This is a genomic window from Flavobacterium oncorhynchi (assembly GCF_002217355.1).
GTDB lineage: Bacteria > Bacteroidota > Bacteroidia > Flavobacteriales > Flavobacteriaceae > Flavobacterium > Flavobacterium oncorhynchi.
Window position 1 is genome coordinate 548,772 of sequence record NZ_MUHA01000007.1, and the last position, 21,147, is coordinate 569,918.

Sequence of the window (21,147 nt, forward strand, 5' to 3'; positions counted from 1 at the left end):
ATTTTGTGTATAATTTAATAGTTGTTTATTATTTAAATGCCGAAATCCCAGTTACATCCATTCCAGTTATTAGTAAATGAATGTCATGAGTTCCTTCATAAGTAATAACACTTTCAAGATTCATCATATGGCGCATAATTGAGTATTCGCCCGTAATTCCCATTCCGCCCAGCATTTGTCTGGCTTCACGGGCAATTTGAATCGCCATATTGACATTGTTGCGTTTTGCCATCGAAATTTGTGCTGTCGTCGCTTTCCCTTCGTTTCTTAAAACTCCTAAACGCCAAGTCAATAATTGCGCTTTTGTAATTTCGGTAATCATTTCGGCTAGTTTTTTCTGCTGTAATTGCGTTCCTCCAATTGGTTTTCCAAACTGGATTCTTTCTTTAGCATATCGTAAAGCTGTATCATAACAATCCATTGCCGCTCCAATTGCTCCCCATGCAATTCCGTATCGGGCAGAATCTAAACAGCCAAGCGGTGCGCCCAAACCAGATTTGTTTGGTAAAAGATTTTCTTTTGGCACTTTTACATTATCAAAAATCAATTCACCAGTCGAAGAGGCGCGAAGTGACCATTTATTATGAGTTTCAGGAGTTGTAAAACCTTCCATACCACGTTCTACAATTAAACCATGAATACGGCCTTCTTCATTTTTTGCCCAAACAATTGCAATGTCAGCAAAAGGGGCATTAGAAATCCACATTTTGGCACCATTTAAAAGATAATGGTCACCCATATCTTTAAAATTGGTAATCATGCTTCCAGGATCAGATCCATGATCTGGTTCGGTTAAACCAAAACATCCTATATATTCTCCTGTTGCCAGTTTTGGTAAAAACCTCATTCGCTGCTCTTCATTTCCATACTTCCAAATAGGATACATTACTAATGAAGATTGAACAGATGATGTAGATCTTACTCCAGAATCACCTCGTTCTATTTCCTGCATAATTAAACCATACGAAATTTGGTCTAAACCTGCACCTCCATATTCTACTGGAATATAAGGTCCAAATCCGCCAATTTCTCCCAGTCCTTTTATGATCTGTTTTGGGAATTCTGCTTTTTGAGCAAACTCCTCAATAATAGGGGAAACTTCTCTTTTAACCCATGCACGTGCAGACTCTCTCACTAATTTGTGTTCGTCTGTTAATAAATCATCAAGATTGTAATAATCTGGAGCTTGAAATAAATCTGGTTTCATTTTTGTATAGTTTTACTAAACAAATTTACGCAATATAAATATAACAAAATGAAGTAAAATTGTTATATTTACAAGTATTAGTTATAAAATAATCACAAATAAGGCAAATTATTTTTAGTTTATTGATAATTTATAACCTAATTTTGAGATTCCAAAACATAAAATGAATGAGGCTGATCATCTCTTTTCTACTTCTTTTTGTTCTTAATAGTGCATTTGCTCAAGAGTCAACTGTAATGAACGAGAAGGAGTATTTATTATTACAAGAAAAAATTCGACTAAATTTCAATGCAAATGTCGACAGTGCTCTTGTATATGCTTCACAAATGGCAAGATCAAAAAATTATAAACATTTGGCTTTTGCAAATGGATCGATGACTGCTATGTTTCAGCTTAAGGGTGATTCAAAAAAATCTAAGGAAAGTTATAAAGCAGCTTTACAATATTTAGAAAAGATACCAGATTCGAAAGAAAAGACGCAGCTCAAATCTTATATCTATAATTATGGAGGACTTGCTGAGACCTATCGAGGTAATTATGGAAAAGCTTTAGAAATTTACCAAGAAGGAATGAAGTTGTCTTTACAAATTAATGATGTAAAACAACTGGTTAAGTTCAAGATGAATATTGCTTTAGTAAATGAGGCTGTAGGAAATTATCAATTATCAATTAAAAATGTAAAGCAAATTGATCGCTTTGTTGATGCAAATGAAAGTGTTTTTACTAAAGATCAATTTTTAAATCTAAAAAGTAATGTTAATCGGAGTTTGGCGAGTTCCTATGAAAGCTACTTTATGAAAAATTCAAGTAAAAGACATTTGCTTGATTCTGCCGAATATTACTATAAAAAAACGATAAATTATTCTCAAAATTTTGCTTCTAATAAAATAGTAGCAAAACTAAGTTTAGGGAATGTCTACAATTGGAAAGGCGATTATAAAAATGCGGAAAAAACATATTATGATGTTGTCTTTCTATCCAGTCAAAATAATCAGAAAGACATATTGTGTGTCGCCAATTATAATTTAGGCGATATTTATTTTACAACTAAAAAGTACGATAAAGCATTGGTTTTTTTCAAAAAATGTGATTCGATTTCTGCAATTACGAATGCTAATGCTATTGATTATTTAAAATCGAATTATTACCAAGCAAAAATTTACAATATTCAAAATAAACCAGAACTTGCTTATAAGCACTCAAGGATTTATTTGGATAATTATGAGAAGTTTGAGGAAAAGTTAAGTGCTGAAGCTTTAGAAGTTAACTATAAACAAGGAGTACACAATCTTACTGATGAGATGGTTACTATTGAAGAAAGGTATAAAAATGAAGTTCTGATAAATAGAGGCCTTAAGATTTTTTATGTATTAGTATTTGTAAGTGTCGTATTCTTATTAATTAAAAATATTAGAGATAAAAATAAGGCGCATAAAAAAATGAATGCTTTAATTGAGGAATTTAAAGCAAATATCGAGAAGAAAAATAACAATGAATTACTTGAGCCACAGCCAGAAATAGAAGAAGAAGTTCTAGAATTGGAAGAAGCACAACTCAAAAAAGAAAATATTCCTTTAAGTATTGACGAAGCTAAAGAAAACAAAATTGTTGAAAAATTATTGGCTCTCGAGAGTAAATTAGAGTACTTAAATGCCGATTTTACATTGCCTTATGTAGCTAAGAAAATAAAAACAAATACAACTTATTTGTCTTATGTAGTTAATAAACGATTTGGTAAATCATTTGGGGAATATTCGAACGAGTTGAAGATTAATTATGTAATTAATGAAATGATTACCAATCATATGTATCGAAAGTATTCTACACAGGCTATTGCAGAAAGTGTTGGCTTTAAAAATGCTGTTTCTTTTGCTAAATCATTTCGCAAAAGAACTGGAGTATCTCCAGCTCAGTTTGCGAATAATATTTAGTGAGATAGTTACTCAGAGTAACATTTCTAGGAATCAAATTTTAATTAGCGCCTCCTAAACCTCCTTTTCCAGGATCAACAGGAGTTGGAGGAGTTTCATCCGTATTATTATCGTCCCCTCCTCGTACCATTTGTTGTTGTTGTTTTGATAATTCTTTTCCTTGAAAATCTTCGAATTTTAATTTTTGATTTGACATGATTTGATATTTTTAGTGTTGTGGGTTTTAAAAGTGTAGTATTCTTGTTTTGAATAAAGGTGTGTTTTAAGAGAAGCTGTTAGTTTACTCCTCCTAATCCTCCTTTTCCAGGATCAACTGGCGGCGGCGGCGGAGTTACGTCGGTATCAGTATCGTCTCCTCCTCGTACCATTTTTTGTTGTTTTTTGGATAATTCTTTTCCTTGAAAATCTTCGAATTTTAATTTTTGATTTGACATGTTTTAATGTTTTTAGTGTTGTGGGTTTTTAAAACAGGGGCAGGTTCTAATCAAGATTTGGAGTTTTTTTTAAGTTTTTTTTTAATTGGTACCTCCCAATCCTCCTTTTCCAGGGTCAATAGAAGATGGTGTAATTCCTCCTCCTTTTACTATTTTTTGTTGTTTTTCAGATAATTTTTCTCCTTTAAAATCTTCTAGTTTTTGTTTCAGATTTGACATGATTTGGTGTTTTTAGGGTTGCTAATTTTTTAATAAATGCAGTAGGCCTTCTGTCAAGATTTGGAGTTTTTGGGTATCTTTTTTAGTTGAATGAATAACTCAATAATTGTTTTCGCAGATCATTTGAAAGATTTTAAGGGCGGCAAATCTTCTTTTTTGAACCTTGTTTTTTTACAATTTTTGGATGCTTTTTTTACTCAGAAATCTTTAAAATTTAGTTTATGATTTGTTGCGTTTTTGCATTTTATGTTTTCTGATTTGTCAAAACTAGATAAAATGAGAAACCCTTGATCGAAATTAGGGTTTTGAGGTTTTTGAACTACTATTTTTATTTGTATCGTATTGATTTTTAGATAATTGAATGCTTCATTGTACTAGTTATAATTTATAAATTGTATGTAGTATAATTGATAAAATGTGTGCTTTTAGGATTATTTTTTGAATAAAAACAGCAATATTTGTACTGTAATTATGATTTAAACCAGTCCAAAGGATGTTAAAACTTATTCAAAAATTTCTTCAAATAAACAGATACTCAGAAGTGAAAAATGAGTTTAAGGATTTGTTTCTTTCTCATCCTAATTATCCAAGTTTATTTGCCATAACAGATTCTTTCGATTTACTGTCAATCGAGAATGCTGCAGTAAGAGTTTCTAAAGAGCAGATTGTTGATCTGCCTTCAAATTTTTTGGCTTATTTTAAAGAGGAATTAACATTGGTTGAGCGAGCAAAAAACTTTGTTCGAATCAGCACTATTAAAAAAGGAGTTCAGAAAATATCATATGATAAATTTCTTTTAGATTGGAATGGAGTAATTGTAGCAATCGAACCTAATAATGTTGTTGCAAGAGAAAATTTAAAAGTTGAATTGAGCGGACTAAAATACTTCTTGCCATTTTTGCTTTTAGCAGGGTTATCGTTCTTTTATAATACATATACTTTTTATAGCAGTATATTTTTACTAACCTCGGCTTTGGGATTAATTGTTAGTATTTTAATCGTTCAGGAAAAACTGGGTTTTAAAAATGGTGTTATTTCAAAGTTTTGTAATCTAAGTGCAAATTCATCATGCAGCTCAGTACTAAATTTCGATGAGCGTTATAGTGACAAATGGATTAGTTTTTCTGATCTCCCGCTGCTTTTCTTTGGAGCGTCATTTATAGCAATTTTAGTACAGCCTTTAAGTTCATCTGTTTTTGTTGGATTCTTGAGTTTATTAGCAATTCCTGTAATTGTATCATCTATATGGATTCAAAAATTTGAACTTCAAAAATGGTGTGTAATGTGTTTAATGGTTTCGTTTTTAATTTTTACTCAAAGTTTAATTTGGTTTTCATCAGACTTGTTCACTTTGAATTTTAGTTTTGAGACGATTTTTCCATTTCTTTTTTCTTTAATTCTTCTTGTACCAATTTGGTTTGTTATAAAATCAATTGCTAAAGATGTTCTTAGTAATGAAAACACTTTAAAAGAGCTAAAGAAGTTTAAAAGAAATTATTCATTACTTGATTTCTTGTCTAAAAAAGTTTCTTATACAAATGGACTTGAAGATTTAAGAGGATTAAATTTTGGAAATAGAAGCGCTGCTGTAAAACTTACTGTAATCGTAAGTCCAAGTTGTGTACACTGTCATAAAACATTTCAAGAAGCTTTTGACTTAGTATTGAAATTTCCTGATAAAATATTTTTGAATGTATTATTTAATGTTAATCCTGAAAATGTCGATAATCCATATAAAGTTGTTGTCGAAAGACTTTTGTCAATAAACAGATCAACTCCAGGAAAAACGGTCGAAGCAATTTCAGATTGGCATATTAAAAAAATGAGTCTGAAAAAATGGTTGAAAAAATGGCATGTTGATTCAGTGAGTATGGTTGTTAAACAAGAAATAAATAAGCAGTATGAATGGTGTTCTAAAAATAACTTCAATTATACTCCAGTAAAAATTGTAAATGAGAGCTTATTTCCAAACGAATATGAGCTAAATGAATTGAAGTACTTTTTAAATGATTTTGCAGAACCGAAAGAAGCAGTTCTTGAAAAAACAGCATAGTTTCGAATAGAATAAGATAGAGTTACCCCCCCCAAACCGAATAAATCAAGAGTTATGTTAAAAAACATCTTAAATCTGGAAGGATCACAAGAGATTACTGCCAGTGAACAAAAAACAATAGTAGGTACAAACGTTAAAGAAACTAGTCCAAAATGTGATACATGGTATAGTAGATCTGGTTTGACCTTTGAAGATTGTGCCGAGTATTACTCGTTAGATTTGAATTACGCTGGTGTAAATTAAGATTGTGCAATTGTAAAAGATTCGAAAATAAATTGAAATAGTAATGTTAAAGAAAATTTTAAATCTGAAACATGCTCAGCATATTAGTAAAAATGAGCAGAAAACAATAAAAGGCGGTATTCCGGAATGCTGGGTATATGCAATAGAAGCGGGATGCGTGTTGATACCAAGCGGTGGGACATGTCCAATAAATATGGAAGCTGGTATTTGTGATACAAATCGACTTTGCTGCTAGTTTTTTTGAAATTATTTAAAGTAATATAGATACAGCCTTTTTTAAAATTTAGTCATGTTTTTTTTAATTTGTAGGCGCTCGATCGTGGAACATTGAGCAAATATCCCCACATTGATGATTGGTGTCGGGATTCTCAGGAAAAGTGGTCACTCGATTGGTTTTATTTGGTTAGGCTGATCAAGTGCCATCTCCTAGAGAAAAAATGGTTTTAGTAAGATATAGTGGTAATAGAAATAGTTCTATCTCTTTTATAGTAAGACAAATATAGTTGGATTGCTATAGTAGACTGATATATAATCAGATGTGTTAGGATAATTGAAGTATTAACAATAAAACAAAAAACTATGTTAAAAAACATTTTAAACCAAAAAGACACTTTTTTGTTAAGTGCAGCTGAGCAAAAAAATATAAAAGGAGGAGGCCCAATTAATCCTCCATCAAATTGTCGTTGTTCTTGTCCTGGTACAGGCGGTAATTCTTGTTTTACGTATTGTCCTGATGGAACAATTCCAGCACTGAATGAAGGTAGTACAGGGAATTGTAAGTTTCCATTTGAATAAAAAACTTCAAAGCATTTTTTAATTAATAATACTATTCGAAATCAGCAAAAAGTTGTAGTGTATTTATGAGTATTTAGGTATTTAAAACCATAATTGCATATACTTTGATATTGAATGAGAGTTTTATAAAATTTTTGCTTTCGATTAATTTTTGAAACTTATATAAAGTAATATAGATACAGCCTTTTTTAAAATTTAGTCATGTTTTTTTTAATTTGTAGGCGCTCGATCGTGGAACATTGAGCAAATATCCCCACATTGATGATTGGTGTCGGGATTCTCAGGAAAAGTGGTCACTGGGTTAGTTTTATTTGGTTAGGGCTGATCAAGTGCCATCTCCTAGAGAAGTGGTGCTGCAAGCAGTATTTTATATGTATGGGAGGATTAGTTCTCTCTTTTTTTTGTCATAGAATTTAATAGTAATAAAAATACTACGATGTTTTTAAATTAAACAGACAGAGGCTTCGACTGTCTTAAAATGATTGAAGTATTAACAAATCAAAAAAAACAAATCATGAAAAAATTAAAAGATTTAATTGGTATTGAAGTTTTAGGAGTTAATGAAAAGAAAAACATTATGGGCGGAGGGCCTGGGATAGAGGCCTGTTATTGTCCAGGAACAAATATTTTTGCAGGTATTATACGTCCAGGCGATGGTGAAACTTGTGCCTCGGTTATTGAGGACGGTTGTCCGCTAGACAGCTAACTATAAAATATATTTAAAGTAAAGAAAGCTTTGTTGTTTTTTAACAAAGCTTTCTTGTTGTTTTATAGATTAGTTGAAAACCAATTATAAAAGGTGAAATTTAGTTGATTAATTAAAGACTGATTTATATTTTAAGATTTTTTGTATAATATTGTTATGAATAAACCCAAATAGCAGAGTTGAAAAAATTCACGAGTTACAAACAAGCAGATTTTAAAGATTGCGGACCAACATGTTTAAAGATTATAGCTAAACATTATGGTAAAACAATTAATATTCAGGAGCTGCGCGATGCGAGCGAAACGACTCGTGAGGGAAGTAATTTGCTTTTTTTGAGTGATGCCGCAGAAAAAATTGGTTTTAGAACTTTAGGCGTAAAACTAAGTGCAGAGCGCCTTGAAGAAGCACCGCTTCCGTGCATTTTACATTGGAACAAAAATCATTATGTAGTACTTTATAAAATTAAAAAAGGGACTTATTATATATCAGATCCTGCTTTTGGTTTAATTGAATATAATAAAGAGGACTTTCTTAAATTTTGGATTGGAAATAATGCCGATGATTCGACTCAAGAAGGTATCGCTTTATTGATTGAGGCCACGCCAAAATTCTTCCAATCTGAATTTGATAAGGAAGATGCTAAAGGAATTGGCTTTGGATTACTTTCGCAATATGTACTTCGCTATAAATCATTTTTGATTCAATTGTCTATAGGTTTATTAGCAAGTAGTATGTTGCAGCTTATTTTTCCATTCTTAACGCAAAGTATTGTTGATATTGGAATACAGAACCAGAATATTCATTTCGTTTATCTAATTCTTTTTGCGCAGTTATTTCTATTTGCAGGAAGAACAGGTTTAGAGCTTATCAGGAGTTGGATCTTATTGCATCTTTCGACCCGCATCAATATTTCACTCATCTCGGATTTCTTTATTAAGCTAATGAATCTGCCCATTTCATTTTTTGATGTGCGAATGACAGGTGATATTATGCAGCGTATAAATGACCATCGCCGAATTGAGAAAATCTTAACCACATCTTCATTAAACGTCTTGTTTTCTATAATAAATATGTTTGTGATGGGAGCCGTTTTAGCTTATTTTAATCTAAAGATATTTTTAGTCTTTTTTGTTGGAAGCCTTCTTTACTTTGGATGGATAACATTGTTTTTAAAACGAAGAGAAGTTTTAGATTATAAACGCTTTGCCGAAGTCTCGCAGGAGCAGAGTAAAGTGATGGAGCTTATAAACGGAATGCAGGAAATTAAACTCCACAATGCCGAAAAACAAAAACGCTGGAGCTGGGAATATGTACAGGCCAGATTGTTTAGAGTTTCAATAAAAGGGTTAGTTTTAGAACAAACACAAACAATTGGTTCTTCGGTTATCAACGAATTAAAAAACATCTTCATCATTTTTCTATCGGCAAAATTAGTCATCGACGGTTCAATTACATTGGGGATGATGCTGGCAATCAGCTCGATTGTAGGCAGTTTAAATGGGCCGGTAACACAGCTTATTGAATTTGTAAGAGAACTGCAGGATGCAAAAATATCATTGGCGAGATTGTCTGAAATTCATGAGAAAGAAGATGAAACTCAACAAGAAGTTCATCAAACAAACGATGTCCCTTTTGATGCTCCAATCGAAATCAAGAATATTTCGTACCGCTATTTGGGATCCGATATTCCGGTTTTGGATAATTTAAGTCTTGTGATTCCGCCAAATAAAATAACCGCTATAGTGGGCGTCAGCGGAAGCGGTAAAACTACTTTAATGAAGTTGCTGCTTAAGTTTTATGAGCCTGAAAAAGGAGACATAACTATTGGAAATTCGCAGCTAAAAAATATTTCTCAAAAAGCATGGCGTTCTAATATTGGTGCGGTTATGCAGGAAGGCTTTATTTTTAGTGATACCATTGCTAATAATATTGCTTTTGGAGTTGATATTATTAATAAAGAACGTTTAGTTTATGCGGCTGATGTCGCCAATATTAAAGAGTATATCAGTGAGCTTCCTCTTGGTTATAATACAAAAATTGGAGCAGAAGGAGTAGGAATGAGTACTGGACAGAAACAAAGATTATTAATTGCAAGAGCTGTTTATAAAGACCCCGAAATTTTATTTTTTGATGAAGCAACATCAGCTTTGGATGCCAATAATGAAAAGGAAATAATGAGAAAACTAGGTCTGTTTTTTGAAAATAAAACAGTAGTCGTAATTGCTCATCGATTAAGTACGGTTATGAATGCAGATCAGATTGTAGTTTTAGATAAAGGAAAAATTATAGAAATAGGATCTCATACCTCTTTGGTAGAACAAAAAGGGAATTATTTTGAATTGGTTAAAAATCAATTGCAGTTAGGAAATTAATTATGGCAGAAGAACATAACACTTTCGAATTAAGGAGCGAAGAAGTTCAAGACATTCTAACCAAAGTACCGCATTGGATGATTCGATGGGGAACGGTTTTGATATTTGTAATTATAGTGCTTCTTTTTTTTGTTTCCTGGTTTATAAAGTATCCAGATGTTGTAAATACCGAAATTGTAATAACAACCAATATTCCGCCAGAAAAAATAGTTTCGAAGTCCTCAGGAAGGATTGAAGCTATTTTGGTAAAAGATAAAACAATCGTTTCTAAGAATACAACGCTTGCAATAATTGAAAACACAGCCAATTATAAAGATGTTTTTTTGCTAAAAAGCATAATGGACAGCTATAATATTAATGATCCTAAAAAAGAATTTCCATTTACACAATTAAAAAACACACAACTAGGTGAAATTGAAAGTGCTTACGCAGTTTTTCAAAAAGATTATCAAGCTCAGGAATTAAATCATGATTTGCAGCCATTTGCAATTGAAAATAGAGCGCAAGTTTCTGAGAAAATTCAAATAAAAGAACGATTAGGTATTCTGCAGCAGCAAAAATTGATTAACGAAAGCGAACTTCAGCTTCAAAAAAATGAAGTTGCACGTTTCGAAGTCCTTTTTGCAAAAGGTATTATTTCGGCCCAAGAAATGGAAGCAAAGAAATTGAGTTTCCTGCAAGCACAGAAGAGTTATCGAAGCCTTTTAGCTTCGATTTCACAATTAAAATCCTCTTTGATTGATAATACAAAATCAAGTCAGAATTCGCAGATAAACAGTACTAAAGAGGAAGTGAATCTAGGACGAAATATGGCGCAGTCATTTTATCAGCTTAAAAAAGTGATTAAAGATTGGGAATTGACTTATACTCTAAAATCATCGATCAGTGGAACGGTTACTTTTTTACAGGTTTGGACAGAAAATCAAACGATAAATGCGGGAGACAATGTTTTTTCGATTATTCCTGATGCTAAAAACGGTTTTATTGGAAAAGTAAAAGCACCAGCATTAAATTCTGGAAAGATAAAAGTTGGACAAAAAGTAAATATACGTTTAGCTAATTTTCCAGATAGAGAATTTGGTGTTCTAAAAGGTAAAATCCGTAATATTTCGTTGGTGCCTGATAAAGATGGAAATATATTGTTAGACGTTGAATTGCCAAACGGATTAGAAACATCCTATAAAAAGCAAATTGTATTTCAGCAGGAAATGAAAGGAAGTGCCGAAATTGTAACAGAGGATTTACGATTAATCGAAAGGATTTTATATCAGTTCAAAAGTATATTTGAGCAGGTTTAGAATTTCAAATAGAAATCTTTAGTCAATTCAATATATTCAGAAGTATAAACATGACGATCAATTTCAATTGTTAGTTCATCAATTTCGATTTCAGAATTTTCATTTCGGCTAAAAGCTAATAAACTGCGTTTGATTTCAGATTTTGGAGTTCCTTTTACTCGAGTTATTTTTAACGGATATAATTCAGATTCTTTGGCTAGTGCAATAAATTTTTCTTCTTCTTTAAAAGGAAGAATTAAAGCAAATATTCCGTTTTCAGATAATAATAAATCGGCTGCTTCAACAAGTTCTTCAAAAGGCATTGCATCTTGAAAACGTGCTAAATCGCGTTGTTCATTTTCTGTTTTATAATCTTCGGCATAAAAAGGGGGATTGGAAACAATTAGATCATATTCGTCTTCCGGTTCTTCAATAAATTCATCTAAACCAGCATGAAAACAAAATAAACGATCACCCCAAGGAGAATTTTCGAAATTTTCTACCGCTTGTTCATAAGCATCTTCGTCAATTTCAAGTGCATCAATTTGTTCCGCATTTGTTCTCTGCGCAAGCATTAAAGCAATAATTCCAGTTCCAGCACCAACGTCTAAAATACTAAACGGATTGTGATTTATTGGAGCCCACGCACCAAGTAAAACACCATCTGTGCCAACTTTCATTGCACAACGATCTTGATTAATAGAGAATTGCTTGAACTGAAACATTTTAATTTTTGATTGAAGATTAACGATTTTTGATTTCAGATAGAAAACTGAACACTAAAAACTGTAAACTGAATACTTTTTTAAAGGTACATTTCCACCAATCCTTCTGGAAGGTTCATGATTACTTTTTTATTCTCACGATCAATTTTTACCAAGAAATGATCAATCATTGGAACTAAAATTTCTACATTGCCATTTAAAACTTCAAAAAGCGGCTGTGCAGAAGAATCATTAATAGAAGTAATTTTTCCAAAAACACCTAAACGCTGGTCTTCGATTTCAAAACCAATTACTTCGTGAAAATAGAATTTGTTGCCAGAAAGTTTAGGCAGCATAGTTAATGGGAGATAGACAGCATTGCTAACTAAAGCGTCTGCATCTTCTTCGGTATTTACATCTTCAAAACGAACTCTAAGAAAGTCGTTTTTATGTAAAGAACTTGTTTCAATAAAAAAAGGAACCAAGTGTTTGTTATGTTCAACAAACACTGATTCCAGATTTTCGTATAACTCAGGTTCGTCTGTGTCTAAATAGATCAGAACTTCACCTTTGAAACTAAATTTTTTAGCGATTTTACCTAAATAAAAACATTCTTCTTTACGCATTATCGCTTGGTAAAATTATGCTTCAGTTGTTTCGTTATTCTCTTCAGCAGCAGGAGCTTCTTCAGTAGAAGCTTCTACTTCAGCAACTTCTTCAACTGCAGGAGTTGCAGCAGCGATAGCGTCAGCTTCAGCCTGAGCCGCAGCAGCTAAACGTTTAGCGTTAACTTCTTTTTCAGCTTTTAAAGCTTTAGCTTTAACATCAGCTTGAGCTTTTGTTAAACCGTCTTTTTTAGCATCAACTTTTCCAGCTTTAGCCTCTAACCAAGCAGCTAATTTAGCATCAGCTTGTTCTTGAGTTAAAGCACCTTTACGAATACCTCCATCAAGGTGGTGTTTCAATAAAGCACCTTTGTAAGAAAGAATTGCTCTAGCAGTATCAGTTGGTTGTGCACCATTGTGTAACCATTTAACTGCACTATCAAGGTTTAAGTCGATAGTTGCTGGGTTAGTGTTTGGATTGTAAGTACCGATTTTCTCTAAGTATTTACCATCTCTTTTTGAGCGTGCATCTGCAGCTACAACCCAGTAAAAAGGTTTTCCTTTTTTACCGTGTCTTTGTAATCTAATTTTTACTGACATAATCTTATTGATTAAATTTTGAGGTACTCGACCTCTGTTAATTAAGGGCGCAAAGATATAATTTTTTTATCAATAATACGTTTCAAAAAGTATTAAATGCAATTCCAATCCAATTTTATTGATTTTTTGCCTTTTTCGATCTTATTATTGAGGCAATTATCTCTTAATGCGGTATTTTTGCATCAAATTGACTTAGATATGAAAAAATACTTTTATTTTTTATCGCTTTTTTTTATTGTCGCATCTTGTACAGAAGATGTAAAGTTTAATAATCCTGCTTTTCAAGGTTTAAAAGAAAATGTTTTTTGGAGAGCCCAAAGTTATAAGGCGCATTTAGGTGAAAACGGCAGTATAGTGGTAGAAGGTTCTTTAGGGTATGAAAAGGTTATTTTGCAAATGGCTTCGACTGCAGAGCAAACTTTTACTTTAGGTAATGATGAACTTTCTAAGGCATCATACGAAAACAAACTGTCGACAGAATTGTCTGCATTTTCAACAGGTACGGATAAAGGCAGCGGGCAAATTGTTGTTACTGATTACGATAATGTAAACCATACGATTTCTGGAACGTTTAAATTTACTGCAGAAAATGATGATGAAACTAATACTGAAAAGCCTAAGATTAATTTTAAAGAAGGAGTCTTTTATAAAGTGCCGATTGAAGTGAGTGCTATAGAAAATAAGTTGTAGTTTTTTTCACAGACATAGATTCTATAGAGGAATTATTAAAATCAAAATAAAAACATAAATAAACTAATATATAGTAGATTACAGAAAAATAAGACTACATTTGCTACATTATTATAAATAAGTACATATGAACATTTTTGTTGGAAGCCTTCCATTCAGTATTGAGGAAGCAGATTTAAGAGAGTCTTTCGAGGCTTACGGAGCAGTAGATTCAGTTAAAATTATCACTGATAAATTTACTGGAAGAAGCAAAGGTTTTGGTTTTGTTGAGATGCCAAACGATGCTGAAGCTCAAAAAGCAATTGATGAGTTGAACGGAGCTACTGTTCAAGGTCGTACAATTGTTGTAAATAAATCTGAACCAAAACCTGAAGGTGAAAGAAGAAGCTTCAATAACAACCGTGGAGGTGATTCTCGCGGAGGTTACGGAAACAACCGTGGTGGAAACGACCGTGGTGGTAACAGAGGAGGATATTAATATTTTTTTCTAAATATATAAAAGGGATCAACTTTCGTTGATCCCTTTTTTTATGTTGTAATTTTTTTGTAGAGGCACCGCAGTGCGTCTAATATACCGAGGAGACGCACTGTGGTGCGCCTCTACGATAAACATACTTTTATACATTCGCTGCTAGCCAGTCACCAACTTCTTTAGTGCCGTATGCTTTGCCACCATCAGCTAAATCTTCAGTAACTATTCCTGCTTCTAAAGCTTTGTTTACAGCATCTCTCATTGCTTTTCCTTCTTCCATCAATCCGAAGTTTTCGAACATCATAGCTGCAGATAAAATAGTAGCCATTGGGTTAGCGATGTTTAATCCTGTTGCTTGCGGATAAGAACCGTGAATTGGTTCAAACAAAGATACTTCAGCTCCCATAGAAGCAGAAGGCATTAATCCCATTGAACCAGAGATTACAGAAGCTTCGTCTGTTAAGATATCTCCAAATAAGTTTTCTGTAATTAATACATCATAAGAGTTTGGCCATTGAACCAAACGCATGGCTACAGCATCAACAAATTCGTAGCTGACTTCAACTTCTGGATACTCTTTTTCCATTGCCTGAACGGTTTCTCTCCATAAACGAGAAGTTTCCAAAACGTTAGCTTTGTCAACGCAGCATAATTTTTTAGAACGTGTCATTGCTAATTCGAAACCTTTTTTAGCTAAACGCTGTACTTCCGTTCTTGTGTAAACACAATTGTCGTAAGCAGTATCGCCGTTGTCTTTTCTTCCTTTTTCGCCAAAGTAAATTCCGCCAGTTAATTCTCTTAAGAAAACTAAGTCAGTTCCTTCGATTCTTTCTCTTTTTAAAGGAGATTTGTCCAATAATGATGGAAAAGTAAAAGTTGGTCTTACGTTTGCGAACAAACCTAATGCTTTACGCATTTTTAGTAAACCTTGTTCTGGTCTTACAGGAGCAGAAGGATCGTTATCGTATTTAGGATGGCCAATCGCTCCAAAAAGAACGGCATCAGCATTTTTACAAACTTCGTGTGTTGAATCTGGATAAGGTTCACCTACTGCGTCAATTGCAGCAGCACCGGTTAAAGCTGGTTTCCAAGTTATTTCGTGATTGAATTTTTTTGCAATAGCATCAGATACTTTTACAGCTTCATTTATTACTTCTGGTCCGATTCCGTCTCCGGCTAAAAGAGCTATGTTTAATTTCATTCTATATTTTTTAAAAGGTTCTAAGGTTCTGAGTTGCTAAGGTTCTAAGTTTTTATTCTTAGTGACTTAGTTTTTTAAAAGGTTCTAAGGTTCTGAGTTACTAAGGTTCTAAGGTCAAAGAAAATCTTAGAACCTCAGGACCTTAGTCTCTTAGCACCTTAAGTAATTATATTAAGCATTTTCTGCGTTGCAATAATCGCTGCAACGGTTTGGTCCGAATCTAAACCGCGGGTTTTGAATTCTTTTTCGTTGTTTACCCATGTGATGATAGTTTCGCACAACGCATCAGAACTACTTCCGGGTGGGATTCTTACTGCGTAATCAATTAATTTTGGAAGCGTTAGTTTTTTGCTTTTATAAATCTTGGATAAAGCATTCATAAAAGCATCAAACTGACCGTCGCCTTGTGCATTTTCTTCGATTATTTCATCGCCAAATTTCAGGCACAAAGTCGTAGACGGACGCATTCCTTTTGAGTGTACTAATATATAGGACTCAATTTTTATTTTTTCTTCGTAAGTATGACTGTCCAAAACGTCGGATATAATGTATGGAAGGTCTTCTTTTGTTACGGTTTCTTTTTTGTCGCCCAATTCGATAATTCTTTGGGTAACCAATTTCAAATCTTCGTTGTTTAGTTTTAAACCTAATTCCTGAAGGTTCTTTTCGATATTGGCTTTTCCTGAAGTTTTTCCGAGAGCGTATTTTCTTTTTCTTCCAAAACGTTCCGGAAGCAAATCATTAAAATATAAATTGTTTTTGTTGTCTCCGTCGGCATGGATTCCTGCTGTTTGTGTAAAAACATTATCTCCAACAATTGGCTTGTTGGCAGGAATTCTATATCCGGTAAAAGTTTCTACCAATTTGCTTACAGAATACAAAGATGTTTCTTTGATGTTGATACTAACTTCTGGCAGATAATCGTTTATAACAGCAACAGTGCTTTCAAGCGGTGCATTTCCTGCGCGTTCTCCCATTCCGTTTACCGTAACATGAAGTCCGTTGATGCCGGCTTTTATAGCTTCCATAACATTGGCTACACTTAAATCGTAATCGTTATGCGCATGAAAATCAAAATGAATATTTGGATATTTTGCCCTGATTTTTGAAATAAATTCAAAAGCCAAAGACGGAATTAAAACGCCTAAAGTATCAGGAAGTAAAATTCTTTTAACGGGTTGCGTAGATAAGAAATCCAAAAACTGAAAAACATATTCAGGAGAATTTCGCATTCCGTTGCTCCAGTCTTCCAGATAAACATTGGTTTCAATATTATTTTCTTTTGCTAAAGCAATAATTTGAGCGATTTCAGAAAAATGCTGTTCCGGAGTTTTTTTTAATTGATGCGTTAAGTGATTCATCGAGCCTTTGGTCAATAAATTCTGTACTTTGGCGCCGGCTTTTTTCATCCATTCAATTGAAACACCTCCGTCAACAAATGTCAGAACTTCGATTCTTTCAATATAGCCGCGTTCTTCGGCCCATGTCGTAATGCCTTTTACGGCTTGAAATTCTCCTTCGCTCACGCGTGCCGAAGCAATTTCGATTCTATCAATATTTAATTCCTCCAACAATAATTGCGCAATGGTTAGTTTTTCTGCAGCAGAAAATGATACTCCTGAGGTTTGTTCACCATCACGAAGTGTCGTATCCATTATTTCAATTTTTCTTTTTTCCATTATTATATTGTTAGCTTTTGAGTATAAGTCAGATGCTTTTTATTTTTTTGTGATCAGAATTAAACCTGTTGACCAGCACATTTTAGTCAATTGAATGTCTGTTCTGTTTTCTAAATCCTGAATAAGTCTTTCGACATTTTTATCATGATTTGCAGGCCAGTTTCGTTGCGGAAGCATATCATCAATTAAATAAATTCCGCCTGAGTTTAATAAGTTTAATGTTTCTTCCAAAACAACATATTTACCAGGCCAGGCATCGGCAAAAATTAAATCGAATTTTTCGCCTTTATAATTTAAAATCCATTTTTCAGCATCATCGCAAACAAATGAAATGTTTGATTTTTGAAAGTACTTTTTGGCAACATTTTGATATTCGGCTAAATTGTCAATGGAAATCAAGTTTGAATTTTCGTTCATTCCTTCAACCATCCACGCAAGTGATAATCCGGTTCCTGTTCCTAATTCTAAAAAATGACCATCTATTTTTGTAGCGATTAATGTTCTAAGAAAACTTCCTGTTTGTAAATCGGATGGCATTGAAAACGAAATTTTTTCAGAATCAATTTTGATTTCTGAGTATGATTTTGGTAATACAATACTATTGTCATTCATTTTAGAAAGTTATAAATTAGGTTATACGTCGCTATTTATATCAGTTTTTAAATATAAAGCAGTTACGAAACTCAACTATAAAGTTGAAGTTTACGTAACTGCATTTTTATAGGTTGATGGTTAGTAAGGAAGTTTATCAGCAAAAGCCTGAATATCTTCTTTAATATTTTGCAAATAGTCAATGTCATCAAAACCATTGATCATGTTGTTCTTTTTGTATCCGTTAATCGCAAAAGATTCTGATTGGCCAGTTGCCAATAGAGTAATCGTTTGGTTTGGTAAGTTGATTTCTAATTCTGTTTTTGGATCAGCTTCAATGGTGTTGAAAATAGTTTCAGCAAATTCTGGGCTGACCTGAACAGGTAAAACACCAATATTTAAACAGTTTCCTTTAAAGATATCTGCAAAGAAACTAGAAACTACAGCTCTAAAACCGTAATCGTAAACTGCCCAAGCAGCGTGTTCTCTTGAAGATCCTGAACCGAAGTTTTTTCCTCCAACAAGAATTTTCCCAGAATAAGTAGAGTCGTTTAAAACGAAATCAGCTTTTGGAGTATCATCTCCATTATATCTCCAGTCTCTAAAAAGGTTATCTCCAAAACCTTCACGTTTTGTAGCTTTTAAGAAACGAGCCGGGATGATTTGATCTGTATCGACGTTCTCAATTGGCAGTGGCACTGCACTGCTGGTAAGTATATTAAATTTATCGTATGCCATTTTGATTTTTGATTTTAGATTAACGATTTCTGATTTTAGATTTGTTGTTGTATCTTAAAATAGTAATCGTTAATGTTTTTTGTAAAATGTAAATTGAAATTTTAGAAGATTTTTTAATGAAGCTTATCGAAATCTGAAATCAAAAATCGTTAATCTTCATTCCTAAATCTTTAAAAAAGCTCTCTCGGATCAGTTAGTTTTCCTGTAACAGCGGCAGCAGCAGCCATAATTGGACTTGCAAGAAGCGTTCTTGATCCAGGACCTTGACGACCTTCAAAGTTTCTGTTTGAAGTACTTACTGCGTATTTTCCAGCAGGAACTTTATCATCATTCATCGCTAAACAAGCAGAACAACCCGGCTGACGTAATACGAAACCAGCTTCAGTCAAAATATCTAAGATACCTTCTTCTTTAATCTGAGCTTCAACAACGTGAGAACCCGGAACTAACCAAGCGGTAACATTATCAGCTTTTTTTCTTCCTTTTACAATTTCGGCGAAAGCTCTAAAATCTTCAATACGTCCGTTTGTACAGCTTCCTAAGAAAACATAATCAATTGGTTTTCCAATCATAACATCGTCTTCACTGAAGCCCATATAAGCTAACGATTTTTTGTACGTTTCCTCACCGCCTTCAACTTCTTTCGCACTTGGGATATGTTTTGAAATACCAATTCCCATTCCAGGATTAGTACCATAAGTAATCATTGGTTCAATGTCTGAAGCCTTGATGTTTAATTCAGCATCAAAAACAGCATCAGCATCAGTTTTTAAAGTTTTCCAATATTCAACAGCTTTTGTCCAAGCTTCTCCTTTTGGAGCGTATAATCTTCCTTCAAGGAAATCGAAAGTAGTTTGGTCAGGAGCGATCATTCCTCCACGAGCACCCATTTCGATACTTAAATTACAAACTGTCATACGACCTTCCATAGTCATGTTTTCAAAAACATCACCAGCATATTCAACAAAATATCCTGTACCTCCAGAAGTAGTTAATTGGGCAATAATATAAAGTGCAACGTCTTTTGGACCAACACCTTTGCTTAATTGACCGTTTACGTTAATACGCATTTTCTTTGGTTTTGGCTGCATAATACATTGTGTAGAAAGCACCATCTCAACCTCAGATGTTCCAATACCAAAAGCAATAGCTCCAAAAGCACCGTGAGTAGATGTGTGAGAATCGCCGCAAACAATAGTAGCACCTGGCAAAGTAATTCCGTTTTCAGGACCAACTACGTGTACAATTCCATTTTTTTGGTGACCTAATCCCCAGTGCGAAATTCCGTATTCGTTAGCATTATCTTCAAGAGCTTGAAGCTGGTTAGCAGATAAAGGATCTTGAACTGGTAAATGTTGGTTTATGGTTGGTGTATTGTGGTCGGCAGTTGCAAAAGTACGTTGTGGGTATAAAACGTTAACGCCTCTTGATTTTAATCCTAAAAAAGCAACAGGACTCGTAACTTCATGAATGAAATGGCGGTCAATAAAAAACACATCTGGTCCATCTTCAATTTTACGCACTACATGTGAATCCCATACTTTGTCAAATAATGTCTTACTCATTTTTATTTTTTTTAAATGTAATTTCTATAACTACAGCATTTTCCTGTTCATTATAATAGCAAAACAAAAGTAAAAAAAGATACAAAGGCGTCAATTTCAATATTTCATTATATACGATACCCAAACTAAAATACAAATTGCGAAATGGCTTTTTTCGTCTTTAATTTTTGTCTAGAAAGGGATAAGGAATTGATTTTGTTTTTCTTTTTTTGCTTAAATCCTGCTTAATTGTTTTTTGTTTTGATAGTTTGCAAATTTATTTCAAAATAGCTGTAAAAAAGAGCATTTTGTTTGAAAATATGTAACAAATTGAGTAAAAATAGTAATAATTAGTAGTTTTGGATTCTTTTTTTTGTTTTTGAAATCAGGTGTTTAAACACTTTTATAAGCATTTAGAATTAGATTTTAGAAACATTTTTAATGTCTTTTTTTAGATAAAATAATACGACATCCAAGAAGTGTATTTTTTTGTTTTTTAGAATGAAATTAAATGAAAACTAAAATATCATAATTGGTAAATTGATTGATTATGACAACTAGCTGACAATTACTTTTAAAAAGAACTTCTAATATTGGAACCTCTAATTTTAAATAAATATACCATGAATTTAAATCAATTCGCTTACACATTGGGAGTTTTAGGAACAGTAATTATTTTAATCTGGGTAGGTCTTTTCAAATTTACTGTCGTCGAAGCTGAAGCAATAAAAGGTTTGGTCGAGAATCATTTTGTAATGAGCTGGATGTATAAAGTTATGTCAGTACAGCAGGTTTCTAATTTTATCGGAATTTTTGAAGTTCTGACTGGGCTGGGATTACTTGCATCTTTATTTCTTAAGAGAATCGGTCTTTATGCTGGCTGCGCTTCTGCTATCATATTTATTACAACATTAAGTTTTTTAATCACAACTCCTGGTGTTTTTAAAAGTGTAGAAGGTTTTCCCGTAACTGATTTTTTTATTTTAAAAGATATTCCATATTTGGCAATTTCGTTAATGGTTTGTGTAAAAGGGAAGGAATAAAATAAGTGCTTTTCTTAACAAATTCACTAGTTGAATTGTTTAA

21 protein-coding genes are annotated in these 21,147 nt (G+C 33.0%); 9 read left to right on the forward strand and 12 right to left on the reverse strand.

Annotation, left to right across the window (positions count from 1 at the left end):
- Positions 1 to 28: 28 nt before the first annotated feature.
- Positions 29 to 1,207: an acyl-CoA dehydrogenase family protein gene (locus B0A75_RS07870; RefSeq protein WP_089053731.1), complete on the reverse strand. Its 1,179-nt coding sequence runs from the start codon at positions 1,205 to 1,207 to the stop codon at positions 29 to 31.
- Between the two features lie 167 nt (positions 1,208 to 1,374).
- Here B0A75_RS07870 and B0A75_RS07875 point away from each other — a divergent pair, with 167 nt between their 5' ends.
- Positions 1,375 to 3,138, forward strand: coding sequence for an AraC family transcriptional regulator (locus B0A75_RS07875; protein WP_089053732.1), 1,764 nt, complete (start codon positions 1,375 to 1,377; stop codon positions 3,136 to 3,138).
- A 40-nt stretch (positions 3,139 to 3,178) separates the two neighbouring features.
- On the opposite strand, the gene B0A75_RS20600 is transcribed toward B0A75_RS07875, so the two are convergent.
- The 3 genes from B0A75_RS20600 to B0A75_RS07890 form a co-directional block, all read right to left on the reverse strand.
- On the reverse strand, positions 3,179 to 3,334 hold the full coding sequence (locus tag B0A75_RS20600; protein WP_089053733.1) for an rSAM-modified peptide: 156 nt from the start codon (positions 3,332 to 3,334) through the stop codon (positions 3,179 to 3,181).
- Positions 3,335 to 3,413: 79 nt separating this feature from the next.
- The gene (locus B0A75_RS20605) at positions 3,414 to 3,572 is read right to left on the reverse strand and encodes an rSAM-modified peptide (RefSeq protein ID WP_089053734.1); all 159 of its coding nucleotides are present in this window, start codon (positions 3,570 to 3,572) and stop codon (positions 3,414 to 3,416) included.
- Between the two features lie 81 nt (positions 3,573 to 3,653).
- Positions 3,654 to 3,791, reverse strand: a complete 138-nt coding sequence (locus B0A75_RS07890; protein WP_089053735.1) for an rSAM-modified peptide — start codon at positions 3,789 to 3,791, stop codon at positions 3,654 to 3,656.
- 493 nt (positions 3,792 to 4,284) lie between these two features.
- Between B0A75_RS07890 and B0A75_RS07895 the strand changes: the two genes are divergently transcribed.
- The 5 genes from B0A75_RS07895 to B0A75_RS07925 all read left to right on the forward strand — a co-directional run bounded on the left by B0A75_RS07895 (position 4,285) and on the right by B0A75_RS07925 (position 11,258).
- Entirely contained in the window at positions 4,285 to 5,844 is a 1,560-nt protein-coding gene (locus tag B0A75_RS07895) for a vitamin K epoxide reductase family protein (protein WP_089053736.1), read from the forward strand.
- Positions 5,845 to 6,666: 822 nt separating this feature from the next.
- On the forward strand, positions 6,667 to 6,882 hold the full coding sequence (locus tag B0A75_RS07910) for a hypothetical protein (protein WP_089053739.1): 216 nt from the start codon (positions 6,667 to 6,669) through the stop codon (positions 6,880 to 6,882).
- Between the two features lie 514 nt (positions 6,883 to 7,396).
- Complete coding sequence (locus B0A75_RS07915; protein ID WP_123872341.1) at positions 7,397 to 7,588, forward strand: hypothetical protein; 192 nt, start codon at positions 7,397 to 7,399, stop codon at positions 7,586 to 7,588.
- Positions 7,589 to 7,767: 179 nt separating this feature from the next.
- Positions 7,768 to 9,960, forward strand: coding sequence for a peptidase domain-containing ABC transporter (locus tag B0A75_RS07920; protein WP_089053741.1), 2,193 nt, complete (start codon positions 7,768 to 7,770; stop codon positions 9,958 to 9,960).
- Positions 9,961 to 9,962: 2 nt separating this feature from the next.
- Positions 9,963 to 11,258: an HlyD family secretion protein gene (locus B0A75_RS07925; protein WP_089053742.1), complete on the forward strand. Its 1,296-nt coding sequence runs from the start codon at positions 9,963 to 9,965 to the stop codon at positions 11,256 to 11,258.
- Here the strand turns inward: B0A75_RS07925 and B0A75_RS07930 are convergent.
- From B0A75_RS07930 to B0A75_RS07940, 3 genes are all read right to left on the reverse strand, one after another.
- Positions 11,255 to 11,962: a tRNA1(Val) (adenine(37)-N6)-methyltransferase gene (locus B0A75_RS07930; RefSeq protein WP_089053743.1), complete on the reverse strand. Its 708-nt coding sequence runs from the start codon at positions 11,960 to 11,962 to the stop codon at positions 11,255 to 11,257. The two genes, B0A75_RS07925 and B0A75_RS07930, sit on opposite strands and share 4 nt — an antisense overlap.
- 80 nt (positions 11,963 to 12,042) lie before the next feature.
- Entirely contained in the window at positions 12,043 to 12,567 is a 525-nt protein-coding gene (gene rimM, locus B0A75_RS07935; RefSeq protein ID WP_089053744.1) for a ribosome maturation factor RimM, read from the reverse strand.
- A 15-nt stretch (positions 12,568 to 12,582) separates the two neighbouring features.
- The gene (locus B0A75_RS07940; RefSeq protein WP_089053745.1) at positions 12,583 to 13,146 is read right to left on the reverse strand and encodes a 30S ribosomal protein S16; all 564 of its coding nucleotides are present in this window, start codon (positions 13,144 to 13,146) and stop codon (positions 12,583 to 12,585) included.
- Positions 13,147 to 13,344: 198 nt separating this feature from the next.
- On the opposite strand from B0A75_RS07940, the gene B0A75_RS07945 reads away from it, so the two are divergent.
- A complete protein-coding gene (locus B0A75_RS07945; protein ID WP_089053746.1) occupies positions 13,345 to 13,836 on the forward strand; it encodes a DUF6252 family protein in 492 nt (163 codons plus the stop codon).
- Between the two features lie 127 nt (positions 13,837 to 13,963).
- Complete coding sequence (locus B0A75_RS07950) at positions 13,964 to 14,314, forward strand: RNA recognition motif domain-containing protein (protein WP_089053747.1); 351 nt, start codon at positions 13,964 to 13,966, stop codon at positions 14,312 to 14,314.
- 139 nt (positions 14,315 to 14,453) lie between these two features.
- On the opposite strand, the gene leuB is transcribed toward B0A75_RS07950, so the two are convergent.
- The 5 genes from leuB to leuC all read right to left on the reverse strand — a co-directional run bounded on the left by leuB (position 14,454) and on the right by leuC (position 20,082).
- Positions 14,454 to 15,509, reverse strand: a complete 1,056-nt coding sequence (gene leuB / locus B0A75_RS07955; RefSeq protein WP_089053748.1) for a 3-isopropylmalate dehydrogenase — start codon at positions 15,507 to 15,509, stop codon at positions 14,454 to 14,456.
- 158 nt (positions 15,510 to 15,667) lie between these two features.
- The gene (locus tag B0A75_RS07960) at positions 15,668 to 17,188 is read right to left on the reverse strand and encodes an alpha-isopropylmalate synthase regulatory domain-containing protein (protein ID WP_089053749.1); all 1,521 of its coding nucleotides are present in this window, start codon (positions 17,186 to 17,188) and stop codon (positions 15,668 to 15,670) included.
- Positions 17,189 to 17,227: 39 nt separating this feature from the next.
- The gene (locus B0A75_RS07965; RefSeq protein WP_089053750.1) at positions 17,228 to 17,800 is read right to left on the reverse strand and encodes an O-methyltransferase; all 573 of its coding nucleotides are present in this window, start codon (positions 17,798 to 17,800) and stop codon (positions 17,228 to 17,230) included.
- Positions 17,801 to 17,920: 120 nt separating this feature from the next.
- On the reverse strand, positions 17,921 to 18,517 hold the full coding sequence (gene leuD / locus B0A75_RS07970) for a 3-isopropylmalate dehydratase small subunit (protein WP_089053751.1): 597 nt from the start codon (positions 18,515 to 18,517) through the stop codon (positions 17,921 to 17,923).
- A gap of 170 nt (positions 18,518 to 18,687) precedes the next feature.
- Positions 18,688 to 20,082 carry a 3-isopropylmalate dehydratase large subunit gene (gene leuC / locus B0A75_RS07975; RefSeq protein WP_089053752.1) on the reverse strand — a complete coding sequence of 465 codons (1,395 nt, stop codon included), beginning with the start codon at positions 20,080 to 20,082 and terminating at the stop codon, positions 18,688 to 18,690.
- A gap of 602 nt (positions 20,083 to 20,684) precedes the next feature.
- Between leuC and B0A75_RS07980 the strand changes: the two genes are divergently transcribed.
- Positions 20,685 to 21,104, forward strand: coding sequence for a DUF417 family protein (locus B0A75_RS07980; RefSeq protein ID WP_089053753.1), 420 nt, complete (start codon positions 20,685 to 20,687; stop codon positions 21,102 to 21,104).
- Positions 21,105 to 21,147 lie beyond the last annotated feature (43 nt).

Coding starts and splice junctions, on each gene's coding strand:
- B0A75_RS07930 (WP_089053743.1), bottom strand. CDS start 11,962: ATGTTTCAGTTCAAGCAATTCTCTATTAATCAAGATCGTTGTGCAATG.
- B0A75_RS07945 (WP_089053746.1), top strand. CDS start 13,345: ATGAAAAAATACTTTTATTTTTTATCGCTTTTTTTTATTGTCGCATCT.
- B0A75_RS07960 (WP_089053749.1), bottom strand. CDS start 17,188: ATGGAAAAAAGAAAAATTGAAATAATGGATACGACACTTCGTGATGGT.
- B0A75_RS07895 (WP_089053736.1), top strand. CDS start 4,285: ATGTTAAAACTTATTCAAAAATTTCTTCAAATAAACAGATACTCAGAA.
- B0A75_RS07870 (WP_089053731.1), bottom strand. CDS start 1,207: ATGAAACCAGATTTATTTCAAGCTCCAGATTATTACAATCTTGATGAT.
- B0A75_RS07940 (WP_089053745.1), bottom strand. CDS start 13,146: ATGTCAGTAAAAATTAGATTACAAAGACACGGTAAAAAAGGAAAACCT.
- leuB (WP_089053748.1), bottom strand. CDS start 15,509: ATGAAATTAAACATAGCTCTTTTAGCCGGAGACGGAATCGGACCAGAA.
- B0A75_RS07950 (WP_089053747.1), top strand. CDS start 13,964: ATGAACATTTTTGTTGGAAGCCTTCCATTCAGTATTGAGGAAGCAGAT.
- B0A75_RS07925 (WP_089053742.1), top strand. CDS start 9,963: ATGGCAGAAGAACATAACACTTTCGAATTAAGGAGCGAAGAAGTTCAA.
- B0A75_RS20605 (WP_089053734.1), bottom strand. CDS start 3,572: ATGTCAAATCAAAAATTAAAATTCGAAGATTTTCAAGGAAAAGAATTA.
- B0A75_RS07875 (WP_089053732.1), top strand. CDS start 1,375: ATGAGGCTGATCATCTCTTTTCTACTTCTTTTTGTTCTTAATAGTGCA.
- B0A75_RS20600 (WP_089053733.1), bottom strand. CDS start 3,334: ATGTCAAATCAAAAATTAAAATTCGAAGATTTTCAAGGAAAAGAATTA.
- leuD (WP_089053751.1), bottom strand. CDS start 18,517: ATGGCATACGATAAATTTAATATACTTACCAGCAGTGCAGTGCCACTG.
- rimM (WP_089053744.1), bottom strand. CDS start 12,567: ATGCGTAAAGAAGAATGTTTTTATTTAGGTAAAATCGCTAAAAAATTT.
- B0A75_RS07910 (WP_089053739.1), top strand. CDS start 6,667: ATGTTAAAAAACATTTTAAACCAAAAAGACACTTTTTTGTTAAGTGCA.
- B0A75_RS07965 (WP_089053750.1), bottom strand. CDS start 17,800: ATGAATGACAATAGTATTGTATTACCAAAATCATACTCAGAAATCAAA.
- B0A75_RS07890 (WP_089053735.1), bottom strand. CDS start 3,791: ATGTCAAATCTGAAACAAAAACTAGAAGATTTTAAAGGAGAAAAATTA.
- B0A75_RS07915 (WP_123872341.1), top strand. CDS start 7,397: ATGAAAAAATTAAAAGATTTAATTGGTATTGAAGTTTTAGGAGTTAAT.
- leuC (WP_089053752.1), bottom strand. CDS start 20,082: ATGAGTAAGACATTATTTGACAAAGTATGGGATTCACATGTAGTGCGT.
- B0A75_RS07980 (WP_089053753.1), top strand. CDS start 20,685: ATGAATTTAAATCAATTCGCTTACACATTGGGAGTTTTAGGAACAGTA.